This window comes from Escherichia sp. WS1265 (genome assembly GCF_046487585.1).
Classification (GTDB): domain Bacteria; phylum Pseudomonadota; class Gammaproteobacteria; order Enterobacterales; family Enterobacteriaceae; genus Escherichia; species Escherichia coli.
This window is the reverse complement of sequence record NZ_JBJQJE010000019.1, coordinates 91,381-112,302: the sequence shown is the minus strand read 5'-3', so window position 1 is coordinate 112,302 and position 20,922 is coordinate 91,381. Positions and strand designations below refer to the sequence as shown.

At 49.3% G+C, this 20,922-nt stretch carries 12 protein-coding genes and 3 pseudogenes; 3 read left to right on the top strand and 12 right to left on the bottom strand.

Annotation, left to right across the window (positions count from 1 at the left end; genetic code table 11):
* Positions 1–166: 166 nt before the first annotated feature.
* The 10 genes and pseudogenes from ACJHX3_RS18345 to yddG all read right to left on the bottom strand — a co-directional run bounded on the left by ACJHX3_RS18345 (position 167) and on the right by yddG (position 14,577).
* Positions 167–1,060 (bottom strand): PhzF family isomerase, encoded by an 894-nt coding sequence (locus ACJHX3_RS18345; protein ID WP_000804396.1) that lies wholly within the window; start codon positions 1,058–1,060, stop codon positions 167–169.
* 79 nt (positions 1,061–1,139) lie between these two features.
* Complete coding sequence (narI, locus tag ACJHX3_RS18340; protein WP_000617123.1) at positions 1,140–1,820, bottom strand: respiratory nitrate reductase subunit gamma; 681 nt, start codon at positions 1,818–1,820, stop codon at positions 1,140–1,142.
* Positions 1,817–2,512 carry a nitrate reductase molybdenum cofactor assembly chaperone gene (gene narW / locus ACJHX3_RS18335; RefSeq protein WP_001166372.1) on the bottom strand — a complete coding sequence of 232 codons (696 nt, stop codon included), beginning with the start codon at positions 2,510–2,512 and terminating at the stop codon, positions 1,817–1,819. Before narW ends, narI begins: the two co-directional genes overlap by 4 nt.
* A complete protein-coding gene (gene narH, locus ACJHX3_RS18330; RefSeq protein WP_094308376.1) occupies positions 2,512–4,056 on the bottom strand; it encodes a nitrate reductase subunit beta in 1,545 nt (514 codons plus the stop codon). Before narH ends, narW begins: the two co-directional genes overlap by 1 nt.
* The gene (narZ, locus tag ACJHX3_RS18325; protein ID WP_001306842.1) at positions 4,053–7,793 is read right to left on the bottom strand and encodes a nitrate reductase Z subunit alpha; all 3,741 of its coding nucleotides are present in this window, start codon (positions 7,791–7,793) and stop codon (positions 4,053–4,055) included. Before narZ ends, narH begins: the two co-directional genes overlap by 4 nt.
* A 94-nt stretch (positions 7,794–7,887) precedes the next feature.
* Positions 7,888–9,276: a nitrate/nitrite transporter NarU gene (gene narU, locus ACJHX3_RS18320; protein WP_024216640.1), complete on the bottom strand. Its 1,389-nt coding sequence runs from the start codon at positions 9,274–9,276 to the stop codon at positions 7,888–7,890.
* A 314-nt stretch (positions 9,277–9,590) separates the two neighbouring features.
* A pseudogene (locus ACJHX3_RS18315) lies at positions 9,591–10,845 on the bottom strand (leucine-rich repeat domain-containing protein).
* A 433-nt stretch (positions 10,846–11,278) separates the two neighbouring features.
* Positions 11,279–11,576 (bottom strand): annotated as a pseudogene (locus ACJHX3_RS18310) (leucine Rich Repeat family protein); the annotation flags it as partial.
* 760 nt (positions 11,577–12,336) lie between these two features.
* Positions 12,337–13,437, bottom strand: coding sequence for a porin OmpC (gene ompC / locus ACJHX3_RS18305; RefSeq protein WP_094321810.1), 1,101 nt, complete (start codon positions 13,435–13,437; stop codon positions 12,337–12,339).
* Between the two features lie 258 nt (positions 13,438–13,695).
* On the bottom strand, positions 13,696–14,577 hold the full coding sequence (yddG, locus tag ACJHX3_RS18300) for an aromatic amino acid efflux DMT transporter YddG (RefSeq protein ID WP_000198203.1): 882 nt from the start codon (positions 14,575–14,577) through the stop codon (positions 13,696–13,698).
* Between the two features lie 231 nt (positions 14,578–14,808).
* On the opposite strand from yddG, the gene fdnG reads away from it, so the two are divergent.
* The 3 genes from fdnG to fdnI are packed head-to-tail and all read left to right on the top strand — an operon-like array spanning position 14,809 to position 19,399.
* Positions 14,809–17,856, top strand: a complete 3,048-nt coding sequence (gene fdnG / locus ACJHX3_RS18295; protein ID WP_012767733.1) for a formate dehydrogenase-N subunit alpha — start codon at positions 14,809–14,811, stop codon at positions 17,854–17,856.
* 12 nt (positions 17,857–17,868) lie between these two features.
* Entirely contained in the window at positions 17,869–18,753 is an 885-nt protein-coding gene (fdnH, locus tag ACJHX3_RS18290; RefSeq protein ID WP_001240582.1) for a formate dehydrogenase N subunit beta, read from the top strand.
* Positions 18,746–19,399, top strand: coding sequence for a formate dehydrogenase-N subunit gamma (gene fdnI / locus ACJHX3_RS18285; RefSeq protein ID WP_000045648.1), 654 nt, complete (start codon positions 18,746–18,748; stop codon positions 19,397–19,399). The genes fdnH and fdnI overlap by 8 nt, the downstream gene beginning before the upstream one ends.
* 50 nt (positions 19,400–19,449) lie before the next feature.
* Here the strand turns inward: fdnI and ACJHX3_RS18280 are convergent.
* Positions 19,450–19,734: pseudogene (locus ACJHX3_RS18280) on the bottom strand (HigA family addiction module antitoxin).
* A 116-nt stretch (positions 19,735–19,850) separates the two neighbouring features.
* Entirely contained in the window at positions 19,851–20,861 is a 1,011-nt protein-coding gene (adhP, locus tag ACJHX3_RS18275) for an alcohol dehydrogenase AdhP (RefSeq protein ID WP_000642406.1), read from the bottom strand.
* Between the last annotated feature and the right edge of the window lie 61 nt (positions 20,862–20,922).

Here is a 20,922-nt window from a genome sequence, read left to right as displayed (position 1 = left end):
GCATGACCGGCCAGGTAATGATTTACAGCGGCAAGTTTTACTTCAAATGAATGTTTCATAAACTGCACCTTCAGATGTCAGATTATGTCCAACATTTGGGGTGCAGTTCAAAACGCCTTATCCGGCATACATAGACCTGATAAGCGAAGCGCATCAGGCAACGGTTTCAGAATTCAATTGCCCATTCGGCATGAAACAAAATCACCGCTGTGCCAGAAATGGTGACTTTCTCCGGTTGGTTATTGCGAATTATCACCGTCACTTCAATCACGCCGTCACGCCCCAATGCGCGCCCCTGATGGCCTTTAACACGCAACACGTTGCCATCGTGGGGCAATACGTTGTGATGTACCAACCATGCACCCATCGGGCCATTGGCATTGCCAGTCACCGGATCTTCCACAATACCAATGGCAGGCGAGAACATACGACCATCGGTTTCGTTTTTGCCTGGGCGGATCTGGAACGGGAAGAAACCATTGCAGCCAATCTGTTTGCTGATAGCGGTCAGCGCAGCAAGATCAGGCGAAAGGGCGTCGATATCCACTTCTGGTTTCAGTGGGATCATCACTTTTGAGTGTCCTGTGGTTGCCACCTGAATTGGCAAGCCTGGCAGAATATCGTCTTCAGTGAGATGAAGCGCGTTGATAATTGCCGTGCGAGCTTCACCTTCCAGCGGTGGCTCAAAGCCCGGCGGACCTTGTTCCAGTGAAATACGATAATCATCATTGTGATTTTCGATAGTCACGCGATGTTTTCCTGCCAGTGACGTTTGCCAGATCGTGCAATTTCCTAAACCTAGCACCTTCGCACGGACATAGTGCGCAGCTACTGTCGCGTGACCGCAAATCGGCACTTCAACCGTTGGCGTAAAGTAGCGGATGCGTACATCGCTGTCGTCGCTGTGCAGCAGAAAAGCAGTTTCGGAATGACCTAATTCGCGGGCGATAAGCTGCATTTGCGCTTCACTGAGATTATCGGCGGGGAAAACAACACCGGCAGAATTGCCGCGAAACGGTTGTGAGGTAAAAGCATCGACGTGGTACACCTGCGGTTTCATTAACGTTCTCCTGTGGCTGGAGAACTATCATAGCCTGCAAGTGGCCGGAGAGCGAAGGGCTATCCGGCCAGGGTGAAAATTATCGCCGCGAACGCACAATCTGATACCGACGAGTAAAGTACTCAAACGGCGCGCTCCACACATGCACCAGTCGGGTGAACGGGAAGAGCAGGAAGATGGTCATTCCCAATACCAGATGCAGGCGGAAAACGAACGCTACGCCGTTAAGCATTTCTGACGATCCACCACGGAAAGTGACAATGCTTTGCGCCCAACCCACCAGCTTCATCATTTCGCTACCATCAGGATACTGTGCTGAAAACGGTATGGTACTTAGCCCCAGCAGACACTGGATCAGCAAAATGCTCATGATGATAATATCCGGCGTAGTGGAAGTTGCACGCACACGCTGATTAGTCAGCCTGCGCCACAGCAGTCCTGCGCCGCCAATCAACGTCAATACACCGCAAATACCACCGAGCACCATCGCCATCTGCTGTTTTACCGCCACCGGCAGAAACCACGCGTACATCCAGTGCGGCGTTAACATGCCGAACAGGTGCCCGAAGAAAATCCCCAAAATGCCGATATGGAACAGATTCGACCATATCACCATCCCGCGTTTATCGAGCATCTGACTCGAGGAGGCGCGCCAGGTATACTGCCCGTAGTCGTAGCGCAGCCAGCTGCCGAGGAAAAACACTGTCGCACAAATGTACGGGTAGATATCATAAAAAAAGACGTTCAGATACTGAATCATTTCCCACCTCCCGCACTGATGTCGACATACTGCGGCGCGACATCCTGGCTAAAGCGTCGCTGATATTGATTAAGCGGCGAGCTGTCACACGCCGTGGCGTTATCTTCAATAAACTTCACCTGTTCCTCTTCCCACACCGCATCCAGTGCCTGGCGGGTGTCATCGCGCTCCTCACTGTTCACCTGTTTTGTGACACTGTCACTTGAAAGTGTACTTCCTGCCAGTTGCAACAGGGTGTCAAATAACGCGTACCACGATGCCTCGCGTTGTTTTAAGCGTCCGCCAAGCAGGGCGAGGATCGGCGCAACGTTGAGCAAGCCTTCTTTCGCCTGATCGTCCGGCAGTACGCTTAAGTACTCCAGATACAGCGGTAGATAATCGGGCAGTTCTCGACAATCCAACTGCAGGCCGACCTTTTCATACTCCGCCAGCAGGTCCACCATTGCCTGGCCGCGATCACGGGACTCGGCATGAACATGTTCGAACAGCAGCAGCGATGTGGTACGTCCACGGTCAAACACTTCGCACCATTCGGCCTGTTTATCCAGCAGCGGCGCGTTAAGCAGGTTGCGGGTAAAATCCGTAAGCATCGGTGCGTCGCGGCGGATCAACGCCAGCGCATCCTCCTTACATTCCCATAACAGCTCGTCCGGATACTCCATCAACAGGCCGATCACTTTGAGGATCTGCATTATTCGCCCTCCGCTTTGTCGCGCACTTCGGTGATGTTGATGGCATCGATACGGCTACTGTTGAACAGGTTGAATTTGCTGTCCGAGCCGTGGCAACCGTCGCCAAAGGTAAAACCGCAGCCATTGCGTTCTGCGAAGGCATCGCCCGCCATTTCCCGATGACTGGTTGGAATGACAAAACGGTCTTCATAGTTGGCAATGGCGAGGTAGCGATACATCTCTTCGACCTGGGCGACGCTCAGGCCTACTTCGTCAATGGCGCGGATATCGGTAACGCCTTCCACGGTTTGTGAACGCATATAGTGGCGCATCGCCATCATCCGTTTCAGCGCCCGCAGTACCGGACCGGTATCGCCGGCACTCAACATATTGGCGAGATATTGCACCGGAATACGCAGGCTTTCGATGGCGGGCAGCACGCCTTCGCTTTTCGGCAAGCCGCCCGCATCAGCGTAAGACTGAATCGGTGACAGCGGAGGAACGTACCAGACCATCGGCAGGGTGCGGTATTCAGGGTGCAGCGGTAACGCCAGTTTCCAGTCCATCGCCATTTTGTAGACTGGCGAACGCTGAGCAGCTTCAATCACGTTTTGTGGAATACCTTGTTTCAGGGCTTCTTCGATCACTGAGGGATCGAGCGGATCGAGGAACACTTCGCACTGGCGTTCATAGAGGTCAACTTCGCGCTCGGTGCTCGCCGCTTCCTCGATGCGGTCGGCGTCGTAAAGCAGCACGCCCAGATACCGGATGCGACCCACGCAGGTTTCTGAGCACACGGTGGGTTGGCCTGACTCAATTCGTGGGTAACAGAAGATACATTTTTCTGACTTGCCGCTTTTCCAGTTGAAGTAGATTTTTTTGTACGGACAACCGCTAATGCACAAACGCCAGCCACGGCATTTATCCTGATCGATCAGCACAATGCCGTCTTCTTCGCGTTTGTAGATAGCGCCGCTTGGGCAGGTTGCCACGCAACTGGGATTGAGGCAGTGTTCGCACAGGCGCGGCAGGTACATCATGAAGGTGTTTTCAAACTGCCCGTACATCTCCTTTTGCATGGCCTCGAAGTTGCGGTCACGGGCGCGTTTTTCGAATTCGCCGCCCAACAATTCTTCCCAGTTTGGCCCCCAGATCACTTTGTCCATCCGTTTGCCGTCAATCAGTGAACGCGGGCGAGCAGTAGGGATATGTTTGCCTTCCGGTGCGCTATGCAAATGTTCGTAGTCGAAGGTGAAAGGTTCGTAGTAATCATCAATCTGCGGCACCACCGGGTTGGCGAAGATTTTGGTTATTACGCCCATCTTGCTGCCCAGACGCGGGCGGATCTTGCCATTCACATCACGCACCCAGCCGCCTTGCCACTCTTCCTGATCTTCCCAGTTTTTCGGATAACCAATGCCCGGTTTGGTTTCGACGTTGTTAAACCATGCGTACTCCATGCCTTCGCGTCCGGTCCAGACGTTTTTACAGGTCACCGAACAGGTATGGCAGCCGATACATTTATCGAGGTTAAGCACCATGCCGACTTGCGAACGTATTTTCATTTTTTCGCCTCCTGTACCTGATCGCGACCTTCATCATCCAGCCAGTTAACGTTCTTCATCTTGCGGATCATGATGAATTCATCGCGGTTCGAGCCGACGGTGCCGTAGTAGTTAAAGCCCCAGGCCAGCTGCGCGTAACCGCCAATCATATGCGTTGGTTTCGGACAAACGCGGGTGACCGAGTTATGAATGCCGCCGCGCATGCCAGTTACTTCCGAACCAGGAATATTCATAATGCGTTCCTGAGCGTGATACATCATGGTCATACCCGGCGGTACACGTTGGCTGACCACCGCGCGGGCAGTCAGCGCGCCGTTGGCGTTAAACACTTCCACCCAGTCGTTATCGACAATGGTCAGTTCACGGGCATCGGTTTCGCTAATCCAGACAATCGGTCCACCGCGAGAGAGCGTCAGCATTAGCAGGTTTTCACTGTAGGTTGAGTGAATGCCCCATTTCTGGTGCGGCGTCAGGAAGTTAAGTGCTTTTTCCGGGAAGCCGTTTGGCGGTATCTGGCGCATTTCACTGACGCTACGGGTGTCGATAGGCGGGCGATAAGCCACCAGGCTTTCACCAAAAGCACGCATCCACGGATGATCCTGATAAAGCTGCTGGCGTCCCGACAGCGTGCGCCACGGAATTAACTCATGAACGTTGGTGTATCCCGCGTTATAGGAAACGTGATCGCTTTCCAGACCGGACCATGTGGGGCTGGAGATAATTTTACGTGGCTGCGCCTGAATATCGCGAAAGCGAATCTTCTCGTCCTCTTTGTGCAGCGCCAGATGGGTATGTTCGCGTCCGGTGATCTCGCCCAGTGCCTGCCACGCTTTGACTGCAACATGACCGTTGGTTTCCGGTGCCAGCGCCAGAATCACTTCTGATGCGTCAATGGCGGTGTCAATCAGCGGACGCCCCTGTGCCGGGCCTTCACGCTTGGTGTAGTTGAGTTTGCCGAGGAAATCGATTTCATCCTGGGTATTCCACGAAATCCCTTTACCGCCGTTGCCAAGTTTGTCCATCAATGGCCCGAGCGAGGTAAAGCGTTCATAGGTAGCAGGGTAGTCGCGTTCCACCGCCACAATATTGGGCGCAGTTTTACCTGGAATCAGATCGCATTCGCCTTTGCGCCAGTCGAGCACTTCACACGGCTGTGAGAGTTCTGCCGGAGAGTCATGCAGCAGTGGTTGTAATACCACGTCGGTTTCTTTGCCAAGATGGCCCACGCACACTTGCGAAAAGGCTTTGGCAATACCTTTGTAGATTTCCCAGTCGCTGCGTGATTCCCACGCCGGATCGACCGCCGCAGAAAGCGGATGAATAAACGGATGCATATCCGAGGTGTTCATATCGTCTTTTTCGTACCAGGTGGCGGTGGGCAGAACGATATCGGAGAACAGGCAGGTACTGGACATACGGAAGTCGAGCGTCACCAGCAGGTCGAGCTTGCCTTCAATCGCCGCAGTTTGCCACTCGACTTCTTCTGGTTTGATCCCGTCGCTGGCACCGAGTTCCTGACCCTGAATCCCACTTTCGGTTCCCAGCAGATACTTCTGCATATACTCGTGGCCTTTGCCGGAGGAGCCAAGCAGGTTAGAACGCCAGACAAACAAATTACGCGGATGATTGCTGCCGCTATCTGGTTGTTCGCAGGCCATGCGTAAATCGCCCGATTTCAGCGCCTGGGCGGTAAACTCTGTGGGGGATAATCCGGCCTTGTCGGCTTCAGCTTTAATCCCGAGCGGGTTACGCCCCAGCTGCGGCGCAGAAGGTAGCCAGCCCATACGTTCGGCGCGAACGTTGAAATCAATCAGATGACCGCTGTACTTACTGGCATCGGCGAGCGGTGAAAGTAACTCCTGAGCAGAGACTTTTTCATAGCGCCATTGGCTGGAATGATTGTAGAAAAACGAGGTGCTGTTCATCTGGCGCGGTGGGCGGTTCCAGTCGAGCGCAAAGGCCAGCGGCAACCAGCCGGTTTGTGGGCGCAGTTTTTCCTGACCGACATAGTGTGCCCATCCGCCACCGCTTTGCCCGACACAACCGCAGAAGATCAGCATGTTGATCATCCCACGGTAGTTCATGTCCATGTGGTACCAGTGGTTAACACCTGCGCCGAGGATAATCATCGAGCGCCCATGCGTTTTATGGGCAGTATCGGCAAATTCACGAGCGATGGTTTCAATATACTGGCGCGGCACACCGGTAATTTGCTCACCCCAGGCTGGGGTGTACGGTTTGATTTCAGCGTAATCTTTCGCGCTGTTTTCATCTTCCAGCCCGCGATCGAGGCCGTAATTCGCCAGTACCAAATCATAAACGCTGACCACCGGACAGGTGCTGCCATCGGCTAATGTCAGGTTTTTAACGGGTAATTGACGCACCAGGACAGGATTGTTTTTTACGCTGCGAAAATGCGGATTTTCAATGCCGCCAAAGTAGGGGAAGGCCACGCCTGCAACGGCATCATGTTGACCGAGCAGAGTTAACGACAATTCGGTTTCCGTACCGGCGGCAATGGATTCCAGATTCCATTTGCCTTTTTCTCCCCAGCGAAAACCAATCGAACCGTTCGGCACCACCAGTTCACCTGCGGTATTAACCGCCACGGTTTTCCACTGCGGATTGTTGCTTTCGCCCAGTCCATCCACCAGGTCAGATGCGCGGACCATGCGCCCGGGAACGTAGCTGCCGTCGTCGCGAGGTTCCAGCATTACCAGCATCGGCATGTCGCTGTAGCGGCGGCAGTAGTTGATAAAATAATCGCTGGGATTATCGAGATGAAACTCTTTTAAAATGACATGGCCCATTGCCATTGCCAGGGCACTATCAGTGCCTTGTTTCGGTGCCAGCCACTGGTCGCACAATTTGGCCACTTCAGAGTAGTCAGGGGTAATGGCGATGGTTTTAGTGCCTTTGTAGCGTACTTCGGTAAAGAAATGGGCGTCCGGCGTACGTGTCTGCGGTACGTTAGACCCCCAGGCGATGATGTAACTGGAGTTATACCAGTCGGCAGATTCCGGCACGTCGGTTTGTTCGCCCCAGGTCATCGGCGAGGCGGGCGGCAGGTCGCAATACCAGTCGTAGAAGCTTAAACAGGTGCCACCTAATAGTGAAAGATAACGTGTTCCGGCGGCGTAAGAAACCATCGACATCGCCGGGATCGGCGAGAAACCGGCAACGCGATCCGGGCCGTAAGTTTTGATGGTCCAGACGTTAGCAGCGGCAATCAGCTGGTTTAGCTCCTGCCAGTTGGAGCGGATAAAGCCGCCGCGTCCACGTACTTGTTTGTAGCTTAGGCACTTTTGCGGATCGTTCATAATCGATGCCCACGCCAGTACCGGATCGCTGTGTTGCTTGAGGGCTTCGCGCCACAGTTCAATCAGTCGTTTACGAATGAGCGGGTATTTCAGACGGTTAGCGCTGTAGAGATACCAGGAGTAACTTGCGCCACGCGGGCAGCCGCGAGGTTCATGATTGGGCAGGTCAGGGCGAGTGCGCGGGTAGTCAGTCTGTTGGATTTCCCAGGTCACCAGACCATTTTTAACGTAGATTTTCCAGCTACAGGAGCCTGTACAGTTAACACCGTGGGTGGAACGCACGATTTTGTCGAACTGCCAACGCTGGCGATAGCTGTCCTCCCAGTCGCGGTTGCTATGCATCACCTGTCCGTGATCATCGGCAAAGGTTTCGCCCTTTTGTTTGAAGTAGCGAAAGCGATCCAAAAGTTTACTCATGACATAACTCCTGCTCCAGGAATGAATTGGGATCTGATGCCTTGTCGGATGCGACACGGTTGTAGCCTGATAAGACGTGTCAGGCATCGATCTCTTATTTTTGGCTGAACTTCCGCCGACCATAAACCAGCCAGGTCAGCAGCACACAAATGATGTAGAAGATTAAAAACACTTTCATCGCGCCTACCGGAGAGCCGGTCATATTGAGCGACATGCCAAACGCCTGCGGAATGAAAAAGCCGCCCACTGCGCCAATGGCTGAGATAAAGCCCAGAGCCGCCGCCGTTTCGGTGACGGCTTCTCTCTGAGCTTGCTCATCACTACCGCCTTTCATCTTCACCCGATAAATGGTTATCTGGCGAAAGATGACGGCGATCATCTGGAAAGTAGAACCACTTCCCAGACCTGCGGTCAGAAACAACCCCATAAATACGGCGTAAAATGCGATGAAATTACCGGAGCCTGTGCCCGGTAAGGTAAGGAACAGCAGGGCGCTGAAAATCGCCATAAAAATGAAGTTGATCAACGTCACCCGCACGCCGCCGAATTTATCGGAAATAGCACCACCAACCGACCGCGCGATGGCACCAATAAATGGGCCAAAGAACGCCAGGCGCAGAATATTCACATCAGGGAACTGAGTTTTCGCCAGCATGGCAAAACCCGCAGAAAAACCGATAAACGAACCGAAGGTGGCAAGGTAAAGCAGGCTCAGCAGCCAGAGATGCAGGCGTTGTAACACTGGCAGCTGGTCGGCAATTGACGCGCGTGAACTGGCTATATCATTCATCCCTGACCAGGCGGCGATCGTGGCAATCGCCAGTAATGGCACCCAAATCCATGCGGCATTCGCCAGCGACATCACCGAACCGTCGGCCTGCGGTACGCCATTGACGCCGAGAAAGGCAAATACGGGTACAAAAATGACCAACGGTGCAACCAGCTGCATCACACTTACACCTAAGTTTCCTAATCCGCCATTAATCCCAAGTGCGCTCCCTTGTTTGGCTTTTGGGAAGAAGAAACTGATATTGCCCATGCTCGAAGCAAAGTTCGCACCTGCAAAACCGCAAAGCAAAGCGATAACGATAAATATCCCAAAAGGAGTATTCGGATTCTGCACGGCAATTCCGAGCCAGACGCAAGGAATAATCAGGATTGCAGTACTAAAAACCGTCCATCGGCGTCCACCAAATATAGGCACCATAAAGGAGTAGGGGACACGCAATAATGCGCCAGAAACGGAGGGTAATGCGGTTAATAAAAAGAGTTGATCGGTAGTGAAATTAAAACCGATTTTATTGAGATTAACAGTAACTGCGCTAAATAGCATCCAGACACAGAAGGCAAGAAGTAGACAACTGACTGATATCCAGAGGTTTCTTCGTGCAATATGTTTTCCTTTATTTTCCCAGAAGGCCGGATTTTCTGGTTTCCAGTCGCGCAAAAGATAACGACTAGTTTTCTCATTTTGCAGTGCCATATTGTTCCTCACATGTACACATTGGTAATGAAAAAAAGACAAAACAGGAGGTAAGGCGCAATAGCCAGTTATTAGAATTAAGGATGAATTGGGTGAAGTGCTAATTGAAAGAATAGATAAGAAAGCGTAACCGCGGGGGCAGAATGGGGATTAAACAGACAGATATGTGTTACTAAATGTAACTAACAAGCTAACCATTAAACGGATGTTAAGCTATGTATGCATGTCATGATCCAACCCTTCAGATGATGAATCCAAAGGGTTTATATTTTTAACAAGACCAGACACTTATAGAATTAGTGATAATTTATTCACTAAAAAGGCCATGAACTGGAGGAAAACGTTCTGTCCAGAAAGTCTATCGGTTCCTCTCTTATCGCCTCATTGTAATAATCGTTATTACAGTAAGTATTGTTTATTTCATCTAAGGTCATATTTTTAATTTTTATATTCCTCTGGTTTACAACTTCTTCTGTTTTATAAGTATGTATATTATATGGGTTACATGCATTTTTAATATGATAGTGAAACAATTCGTTATCCACATATACTCCGTCAGAGTGAACTTCAAATGCACCAGGCGAAAGAATTGCCAGACCAGTATTAAGCTTAAGTGCTGGGGAAAACAAATTAAATAACATGAGCTGCATAGTAGGGCAGTTGTTCTCGCCAGAAACATTTAAAAAATTTAAGTTTTTGCTCTGTTTTATTATGGGGAATAAAGTTTCAATATCGGATGTATTCTTAGTGTCAATGCGGGTTATTTTATTATTGTCCAGCCTTAAACTTTTGATAGATGAAAGATAAGTCAGGAAATGAAGGTTTATTTTTTCCAACTGATTGTTCGCAGCGTTTAATGTCTGAACATTACAGAAGTTGCTAAAGAATATTTTAATTTCAGAAAGCAAGTTGTTGTTAATAAGTAACGTATTCAAGTTGGGAAATAAGACATTATGTAAACTTGTTAGTTTATTATGGGATAGATCCAGCAGTAAAAGTTCATCTTTATTCCCTGCAACAATATCAGTTAATTGATTGTGGCTGAGATTCAGGTACTGCAACCTTTCGCAACATTCTAATTGCACAAACTCTAGTTGATTATGTGCCGCACTAAAATAAGTAACTGATGAAAGCCTATCTATATCAATATTTCTGAGAACATTATTATTCATAGATATATGTGTAATACTTACATTTCTGCCTTGAGGAAAATTTATTGACTCAAGAGCATTACTATTCAGACTAAGGTTGATGAGTTTATCGTAGTTGGTTGCATCAAAATGTTTGAGTTGGTTCTCATCAAGATTGATAGAGGTGAAGTTTTGCAGCCCTGGTGGTTGGATAGTTAAATTAAGTCCTGATAAATCAATGTCATTCTGTTTTGACATAAAAGCACAGTTTATCCTTTCAGCGGCTTCTTTTCGGCATTCCGGACGATGGATTTCACCTGTAAGTGTACGTTCTACTTTCCATTTATTTAATTCGAGCATCCAGTTAAGTTCATTTTTTTTCTGGGAGTTGCTGTATGGATTGTGGTTTTATTTTATTAAAGATTGAAGGGAATTTCATAACTGCTCCGTAGTAATACAATGTTTTTCTGATTTATCACCCTTGATAAATCAGGATGTGTTTTATAACTCTGTAGAAAAGGATTGGCTTAACCAATTATTGGCTGTTGGACCATAACCTAAGGAAGGTTTATCCTCATTATGAATATAATAACAGACGGGTGTGCCCGTTGGGTCCTTTAGCCCCGAGTGTGAGGATAGAGAAGAGGAATTTGACTTATAGTCACCAACCCCGTACATGCGACGCATAGGCAGAATAGCTTTTAGTTCTGCGTCAGAAAATATTGTATCTTCTTCTATTAAGGCGTACTCTCTGGAATAATATTTTGATCTATAACGAATAGACATTGAGTCATTGTCTTTTATATGATTTCCTTCGGAATTATCGCTTACTTCTACAAGATGTTCATCACTGGTATCGATATTTGTGATTGCCAGGTTATAAGATAAATCAATGGTCACTTCATTAGTGTCATCAATTATATTTCTTACTGCAGTCCAGTACTGCATTTGGGCAAGTGGATCATTGTTGACGCCGTTAACTAATACATGCCAAAGATGTTTTGATGATATTAGTTGATCAATTTCACTGGTTGGCAATAAATTGTTATTGCTTAAGTTTAAATATTCTAGCTTTGTAGTGGTTTTCGCGTTTAAATGTGCAATATGGTTGTCGTTTAAAGTGATTTTCTCCACTATGGGGTGATTGTGTAATATTAGGTCATTGATCATATTGTGATGGGCACTTAACTCAATCAGAGATTCTTGCCGGGAGAGATCCAGCGATGCTAGCTTGTTATAATCAAGGTTAAGAAATTTCAGTTTATAACTATCAGAAATATTAATTTTTGTCAGTTTGTTATTTTGCGCTTCCAGATTGACCAATGAATGCTGATTTTTTAAATCCAAATTTTCCAGATTGTTGTGATCAATATAAATATTTTCCAGTTTTGATTCATTTGGAAAGGTTATCGTTTTAATTTTATTAAAGCTGAGGTTGATATTGACGAGGCTGGCATTGTCAGTAAAGTCAAGACAAGTGAGACAATTGTTTTCCAGATTTAACGTGTTAACTGTCGAGGGGATAGGCGGTAACTCACTCAAATCAAGATATGACAAATCAAGAGATGCCATGTTCGAATTGTAAGCTTCTTTAATTCGCTCTACGGCAATTGCTCTTTCTTCACCATTATTAAGCGACTTATTACCCCATTGTGCCAGTCGTTCACAAAAATTGCTGGAGATGGTTTCTTTGTTAGGTAATGCGTTATTTAATTGATAACTGGCATTATTTTTTACACAAGCTGTATTAATATTGGTCATAATCACTCATCAATAAATATTATAGTAAGATGTCCCCGGAGGGTATGGAAGAATATTAATTGAGGTGAATGACCAGAAATATCAAAAATTGCTCATTTTTACTTAAGGAGTCATACAGCAGCACTTAAATCAAAAACCAGCCCAGAGAAGGGCTGGTCAGGAGAGGATGTTAGAACTGATAGGTAATGCCCGTTGCGACGATGTTATCGGTGCGAATATCTACGGCACGGGTAAAGTCGCTTTCATCAATCAGGTTGATTTTATAATCAACATAGGTCGACATATTTTTGTTGAAGAAATACGTCGCACCAACGTCGATATACTCAATCATGTCCTGGTCGCCGTAGCGGCCCAAATCTCTGCCTTTTGATTTCAGGTAAGCGAGTGATGGGCGCAAGCCGAAGTCGAATTGATATTGTGCCACTACTTCAAAACTTTGTGCTTTGTTAGAGATATAACCATCGCCATAGGTGGTCATGTTTAATGTTTCAGCGTAATTAGCTGCAAAGTAGATGTTGTTGGCATCATATTTTATACCTGTAGCCCACAGTTCTGCATTCTTACCGGAGGCATTGAGAGGATTAGCAGCGGCTCTTTCCTGCGCATTTGTCCGATCGGATTTGGTATACACCGCACCGATACCAAAGCCATCATAAACATAAGTTGAGGAGATACCGAAACCGTCACCATTGGCACGCGTGTAGTCAGCACCATAAAGATGGCCATTGTCAGTGCGTTCATTTTTGCCTTGATATTGCGCGACAAAGTTCAGACCTTCAATTAAGCCGAAGAAATCGTAGTTGCGATAGGTTGCCACACCGGTAGTACGGAATGTCATGAAGACATCTTTCTGACTCCAGGTATCGCCACCAAATTCTGGCAACATATCGGTCCATGAACCAATGTCATAGCCGACACCGTAGTTACGACCATAGTCCAGAGAGCCAAATTCACTAATTTTTAAACCTGCATAGGCCAGACGGGTCTTGTTACCGCGCGAGCCGTTGGCTTCATCGTTATAGCCTTTAAAATCATATTCCCAGTGACCAAAACCAATCATTTGATCATTGATTTGCGTTTCTCCTTTAAAGCCGAGACGGGCATAAGTTTTATCACCATCGTCACGCTTATCATCAGTAAAATAACGTAGAGCGGTAACCTTGCCATAAAGGTCGAGTTTATTACCATCCTTGTTATAGACTTCGGCAGCGTGTGCTACGTTCGCAGCTAACAAACCAGTTACAACCACCGCAACTATTTTTAATTTCATTTAACAGAATCCTTTTAATTATCGTTAAACGTATTTTCTAAACGAATTTTAAACGGCGTCATTTATAAATGACATACTGTTTTTAAAATAGAATGGTGATTAAAAACAATGAGAAAAATAGATGAAATAATATTATTTATCGATATGTGATCGAAGTCGAAATGAAATATAAGGTGAACTACTGGTATTTGAAATTTATTTTTTTATGTTGTCGGAATTTATCTGTTTAACTGCCGGGCCGTAGACCCGACAATTATTTTAGCCACGACGTGTCGCCAGCCAGCAGAGCAGGGAACCGCCGCAGACCATTAGCGCGCCTTGCCAGAACGAGAACGACAGCGGGGCGCTGAGCAGCACGGCTGCAAGCGCTGAGGAAAGGACGGGCGTAAAATACGAACCTACCGCCATAATGGTGACGTTGCCATGTAATATACCGACGTTCCATGCAGCATAAGCAAATCCTAAGGTAAATGCCGCAGAGATGAGTTTAATCATGACGGGCGTGCTAAATACCATTTCTGGTTGTGGCGTGAGAAAATAGTAAACCCACAGACTTGCTCCCGTTAGCAGGACAAAAACGGTAATTCCGTTAAATCCGCGTGCGTATTTATTCGTTACTGTGCAATAGGCTGCCCAGATAAACGCACCAATAAACGCCAGGAAATAACTCAATGGGCTGGTGGTGATATTATTGATGATTTCATCATAATGTAACCCATTGTCACCGCCTAACACCCAGCAGACGCCAACCAGGGCCAATAATAATCCTGGTACAATCAGCCAGTTGGTTTTCTGACCATTAAACAGAATGGCAAAGAGAATTGTCAGGCTGGGCCACAGATAGTTCACCATACCCACTTCAATCGCCTGATGACGGGTCGCCGCATATCCTAAGGAAAGCGCCAGACAGATTTCATAGCTGACGAATAACAGACACCCGGCGAGTAAATAGCCTTTCGGGATCTGCCGAATACGCGGAAATCCAACCGTGAAGATTAACAGCAGCCCGCTTAATGAATAGATAGCAGCTGCGCCGCCGACCGGGCCGAGCCCCTCACTGACACCGCGAATCAATCCTACCATCGTGCTCCACAGGACGATCGCTATTAGCCCTATGAGCGTTGCTTTTTGTCGTGTCATGCTCGCTGTTTTGTCTCTCTTGCCGTTAAAAATTAAGCTGAATTTTATAGCATTTTTTTAACTGGCCTGTCAGGCAGTGGTGCGTTTTTCTACCGCTATTGAGGTAGGTCAATTTGCGCAGGCGGATTATTTTGTGGCAAACACGTGTTCTTTTTGATTTCGCGCAAAAAGATTCAGAATTTTACTGTTAGTTTCCTCGCGCAGTAATACCCCTGAAAAAAGAGGAAAGCAATGGACGTCAGTCGCAGACAATTTTTTAAAATCTGCGCGGGCGGTATGGCTGGAACAACAGTAGCAGCATTGGGCTTTGCCCCAAAGCAAGCACTGGCTCAGGCGCGAAACTACAAATTATTACGCGCTAAAGAGATCCGTAACACCTGCACATACTGTTCCGTAGGTTGCGGGCTATTGATGTATAGCCTGGGTGATGGCGCGAAAAACGCCAGAGAAGCGATTTATCACATTGAAGGTGACCCGGATCATCCGGTAAGCCGTGGTGCGCTGTGCCCGAAAGGGGCCGGTTTGCTGGATTACGTCAACAGCGAAAACCGTCTGCGCTACCCGGAATATCGTGCGCCAGGTTCTGATAAATGGCAGCGCATTAGCTGGGAAGAAGCATTCTCGCGTATTGCGAAGCTGATGAAAGCTGACCGTGACGCTAACTTTATTGAAAAGAACGAGCAGGGCGTAACGGTAAACCGTTGGCTTTCTACCGGTATGCTGTGTGCCTCCGGTGCCAGCAACGAAACCGGGATGCTGACTCAAAAATTTGCCCGCTCCCTCGGGATGCTGGCGGTAGACAACCAGGCGCGCGTCTGACACGGACCAACGGTAGCAAGTCTTGCTCCAACATTTGGTCGCGGTGCGATGACCAACCACTGGGTGGATATCAAAAACGCTAACGTCGTAATGGTGATGGGTGGTAACGCTGCTGAAGCACATCCCGTCGGTTTCCGCTGGGCGATGGAAGCGAAAAACAACAACGATGCAACCTTGATCGTTGTCGATCCCCGTTTTACGCGTACCGCTTCTGTAGCGGATATTTACGCACCTATTCGTTCCGGTACGGACATTACGTTCCTGTCTGGCGTTTTGCGCTACCTGATCGAAAACAACAAAATCAACGCCGAATACGTTAAGCATTACACCAACGCCAGTCTGCTGGTGCGTGATGATTTTGCTTTCGAAGACGGTCTGTTCAGCGGCTACGACGCTGAAAAACGTCAATACGATAAATCGTCCTGGAACTATCAGTTCGATGAAAACGGCTATGCGAAACGCGATGAAACACTGACTCATCCGCGCTGTGTGTGGAACTTGCTGAAAGAGCACGTTTCCCGCTACACGCCGGACGTAGTAGAAAACATCTGTGGTACGCCAAAAGCCGACTTCCTGAAAGTGTGTGAAGTGCTGGCCTCCACCAGCGCACCGGATCGCACAACCACCTTCCTTTACGCGCTGGGCTGGACGCAGCACACCGTGGGTGCGCAGAACATCCGTACTATGGCGATGATCCAGTTACTGCTCGGTAACATGGGTATGGCCGGTGGCGGCGTGAACGCATTGCGTGGTCACTCCAACATTCAGGGGCTGACCGACTTAGGCCTGCTCTCTACCAGCCTGCCGGGTTATCTGACGCTGCCGTCAGAAAAACAGGTTGATTTGCAGTCGTATCTGGAAGCGAACACGCCGAAAGCGACGCTGGCTGATCAGGTGAACTACTGGAGCAACTATCCGAAGTTCTTCGTTAGCCTGATGAAATCTTTCTACGGCGATGCCGCGCAGAAAGAGAATAACTGGGGCTACGACTGGCTGCCTAAGTGGGACCAGACCTACGACGTCATCAAGTATTTCAACATGATGGACGAAGGCAAAGTCACCGGTTATTTCTGCCAGGGCTTTAACCCGGTTGCGTCCTTCCCGGACAAAAACAAAGTGGTGAGCTGCCTGAGCAAACTGAAGTACATGGTGGTTATCGATCCGCTGGTGACTGAAACCTCTACCTTCTGGCAGAACCACGGCGAGTCGAACGATGTCGATCCGGCATCTATTCAGACTGAAGTATTCCGTCTGCCTTCGACCTGCTTTGCTGAAGAAGATGGTTCTATCGCTAACTCCGGTCGCTGGTTACAGTGGCACTGGAAAGGTCAGGACGCGCCGGGCGAAGCGCGTAACGACGGCGAAATTCTGGCGGGTATCTACCATCATCTGCGCGAGTTGTACCAGGCCGAAGGTGGTAAAGGCGTAGAACCGCTGATGAAGATGAGCTGGAACTACAAGCAGCCGCACGAACCGCAATCTGACGAAGTAGCTAAAGAGAACAACGGCTATGCGCTGGAAGATCTCTATGATGCTAATGGCGTGCTGATTGCGAAGAAAGGTCAGTTGCTGAGTAGCTTTGCGCATCTGCGTGATGACGGTACAACCGCATCTTCTTGCTGGATCTACACCGGTAGCTGGACAGAGCAGGGCAACCAGATGGCTAACCGCGATAACTCCGACCCGTCCGGTCTGGGGAATACGCTGGGATGGGCCTGGGCGTGGCCGCTCAACCGTCGCGTACTCTACAACCGTGCTTCGGCGGATATCAACGGTAAACCGTGGGATCCGAAACGGATGCTGATCCAGTGGAACGGCAGCAAGTGGACGGGTAACGATATTCCGGACTTCGGCAATGCCGCGCCAGGTACACCAACCGGACCGTTTATCATGCAGCCGGAAGGGATGGGACGCCTGTTTGCCATCAACAAAATGGCGGAAGGTCCGTTCCCGGAACACTACGAGCCAATCGAAACGCCGCTGGGCACTAACCCGCTGCATCCGAACGTGGTGTCTAACCCGGTTGTTCGTCTGTATGAACAAGACGCGCTGCGGATGGGTAAAAAAGAGCAGTTCCCGTATGTGGGTACGACCTATCGTCTGACCGAGCACTTCCACACCTGGACCAAGCACGCGTTGCTCAACGCAATTGCTCAGCCGGAACAGTTTGTGGAAATCAGCGAAACGCTGGCGGCGGCGAAAGGCATTAATAATGGCGATCGTGTCACTGTCTCAAGCAAGCGTGGCTTTATCCGCGCGGTGGCGGTGGTAACGCGCCGTCTGAAACCGCTGAATGTAAACGGTCAGCAGGTTGAAACGGTGGGTATTCCAATCCACTGGGGCTTTGAGGGTGTCGCGCGTAAAGGTTATATCGCTAACACTCTGACGCCGAATGTCGGTGATGCAAACTCGCAAACGCCGGAATATAAAGCGTTCTTAGTCAACATCGAGAAGGCGTAAGGGGGCGAACAGATGGCTATGGAAACGCAGGACATTATCAAAAGGTCCGCAACTAACTCCATCACGCCGCCTTCTCAGGTGCGTGATTACAAAGCAGAAGTCGCGAAACTTATTGACGTTTCCACCTGTATCGGCTGTAAAGCCTGTCAGGTGGCGTGTTCGGAGTGGAACGACATCCGTGATGAAGTGGGGCACTGCGTCGGGGTTTACGATAACCCCGCCGATCTGAGCGCCAAGTCCTGGACGGTGATGCGCTTTAGCGAAACCGAACAGAACGGCAAGCTGGAGTGGCTGATCCGTAAAGACGGCTGTATGCACTGTGAAGATCCGGGCTGCCTGAAGGCGTGCCCGTCTGCTGGTGCAATCATTCAGTACGCTAACGGGATTGTCGATTTCCAGTCGGAAAACTGCATCGGCTGTGGTTACTGCATTGCCGGGTGTCCGTTTAATATTCCGCGCCTCAACAAAGAGGATAACCGGGTATATAAATGCACGCTCTGCGTCGATCGCGTCAGCGTCGGCCAGGAACCGGCTTGTGTGAAAACCTGTCCGACCGGGGCTATCCACTTCGGCACCAAGAAGGAGATGCTGGAGCTGGCGGAACAGCGCGTGGCGAAACTGAAAGCGCGTGGTTACGAACATGCTGGCGTCTACAACCCGGAAGGGGTCGGTGGTACGCACGTTATGTACGTGCTGCATCACGCCGATCAGCCGGAGCTGTATCACGGTCTGCCGAAAGATCCGAAGATCGATACCTCGGTAAGCCTGTGGAAAGGCGCGTTGAAACCGCTGGCAGCGGCTGGCTTTATTGCCACTTTTGCCGGGTTGATTTTCCACTACATCGGTATTGGCCCGAATAAGGAAGTGGACGATGACGAGGAGGATCATCATGAGTAAGTCGAAAATGATTGTGCGCACCAAATTTATTGATCGCGCCTGTCACTGGACCGTGGTGATTTGCTTCTTCCTGGTGGCGCTGTCCGGGATTTCGTTCTTCTTCCCGACGCTGCAATGGCTGACGCAAACCTTCGGTACGCCGCAGATGGGACGCATTTTGCACCCGTTCTTCGGCATTGCGATTTTCGTCGCGCTGATGTTTATGTTTGTGCGTTTTGTGCATCACAACATCCCGGATAAGAAAGATATTCCGTGGCTGTTGAACATTGTCGAAGTATTAAAAGGCAATGAGCACAAAGTGGCGGATGTCGGTAAGTACAACGCCGGGCAAAAGATGATGTTCTGGTCGATCATGAGCATGATTTTCGTGCTGCTGGTGACCGGGGTGATTATCTGGCGTCCGTACTTTGCGCAGTACTTCCCGATGCAGGTTGTTCGCTACAGCCTGCTGATTCACGCGGCTGCGGGTATCATCCTGATCCACGCCATCCTGATCCATATGTATATGGCATTCTGGGTGAAAGGGTCGATTAAAGGGATGATCGAAGGGAAGGTGAGCCGTCGCTGGGCGAAGAAACACCATCCACGCTGGTATCGTGAAATCGAGAAGGCAGAAGCGAAAAAAGAGAGTGAAGAAGGGATATAATCTCTTTTGAACTTTAAGCTGAAAATGGCGCTTTAAGAAGCGCCATTTTTTTATTGCGTAACCAGACGGCGCAGTCGCGACACATCCACTGTTTTTTCTGCCTCTGCCAGACTCCAGGCATTTTGCAGATTCAGCCACATTTGCGGCGAACTGCCGATCACCACGGAAAGTTTAATCGCCATTTCTGGTGTCAAAGCTGCTTTTCCGGTCAGCAATCAGCTTGCCGTTGAGGGCGCAATTTCCATTGCTTTGGCAAACTCGCGCAGGCTGACATTAAGTTCGTCCAGTGATTCCTGAATAATGTCCCCCGGGCGGGGATGATTGGCCATTTTCATTAGTGTCTTTACTCTCAGTAGCGTTCCTTCCTACGCAACAATAATCCATTTAGCCATTTCATGTTGGAGAGTGTGCGATGCTGCGACCCGAACATGGCAGTCGCAGCAAAGGCCTCTTAGTGACGGAAATCAATCACCATACGGCCACGGATTTTGCCTTCTTCCATCTCAGTAAAGATGGTGTTGATGTCCGCTAACGGACGCAGGGCGACCTTCGGTACCACTTTGCCTTCGGCGGCAAACTGGAAGGCTTCGGTGAGATCCTGGCGCGTGCCGACCAGCGAACCGACCACTTCAATACCATCCAGCACAAGGCGTGGGATATCCAGGCTCATAGACTCCGGCGGCAGACCGACTGCCACAACACGCCCGCCTGCACGGACAGCATCAACTGCCGAGTTAAACGCAGCTTTAGCTACCGCTGTCACCACCGCGGCGTGAGCGCCACCGGTTTTTTCTTGCACAATTTTGGCGGCGTCTTCAGTGCGTGAGTTAATCGCTAAATCAGCGCCCATTTCGGTTGCCAGTTTTAACTGCTCATCATTGACATCAATGGCGATCACTTTCGCGTTAAAGACATTCTTCGCGTATTGCAGGGCGAGGTTACCCAGACCGCCAAGACCGTAGATAGCAATCCACTGCCCTGGACGAATTTTTGACAGCTTAACGGCTTTGTAGGTGGTGACCCCTGCACAGGTAATGCTGCTGGCCGCCGCCGAGTCCAGGCCATCTGGCACTTTTACCGCGTAATCCGCCACCACGATGCACTCTTCCGCCATCCCGCCATCAACGCTGTATCCGGCATTTTTAACTGAACGGCAGAGCGTTTCGTTACCACTGTTACAGTATTCGCAATGACCGCATCCTTCGTAAAACCACGCCACGCTGGCACGATCGCCTGGTTTTAATGAGGTGACTCCTGGGCCAACTTCTGCCACCACACCGATGCCTTCATGGCCCAGAATTACGCCGGTTTTGTCACCAAAATCGCCATTCTTAACATGAAGATCAGTATGACATACACCACAACACTCCATTTTCAGCAGGGCTTCGCCATGTTTCAGTGAGCGCAGTGTTTTATCCGTAACGTCAACATGATGATCCTTCGTAACAACTGCAGCCTTCATAGTTCCTCCTTTTCGGATGATGTTCTGCATAGCAGGTGAGGCAAATGAGATTTATTCGCCA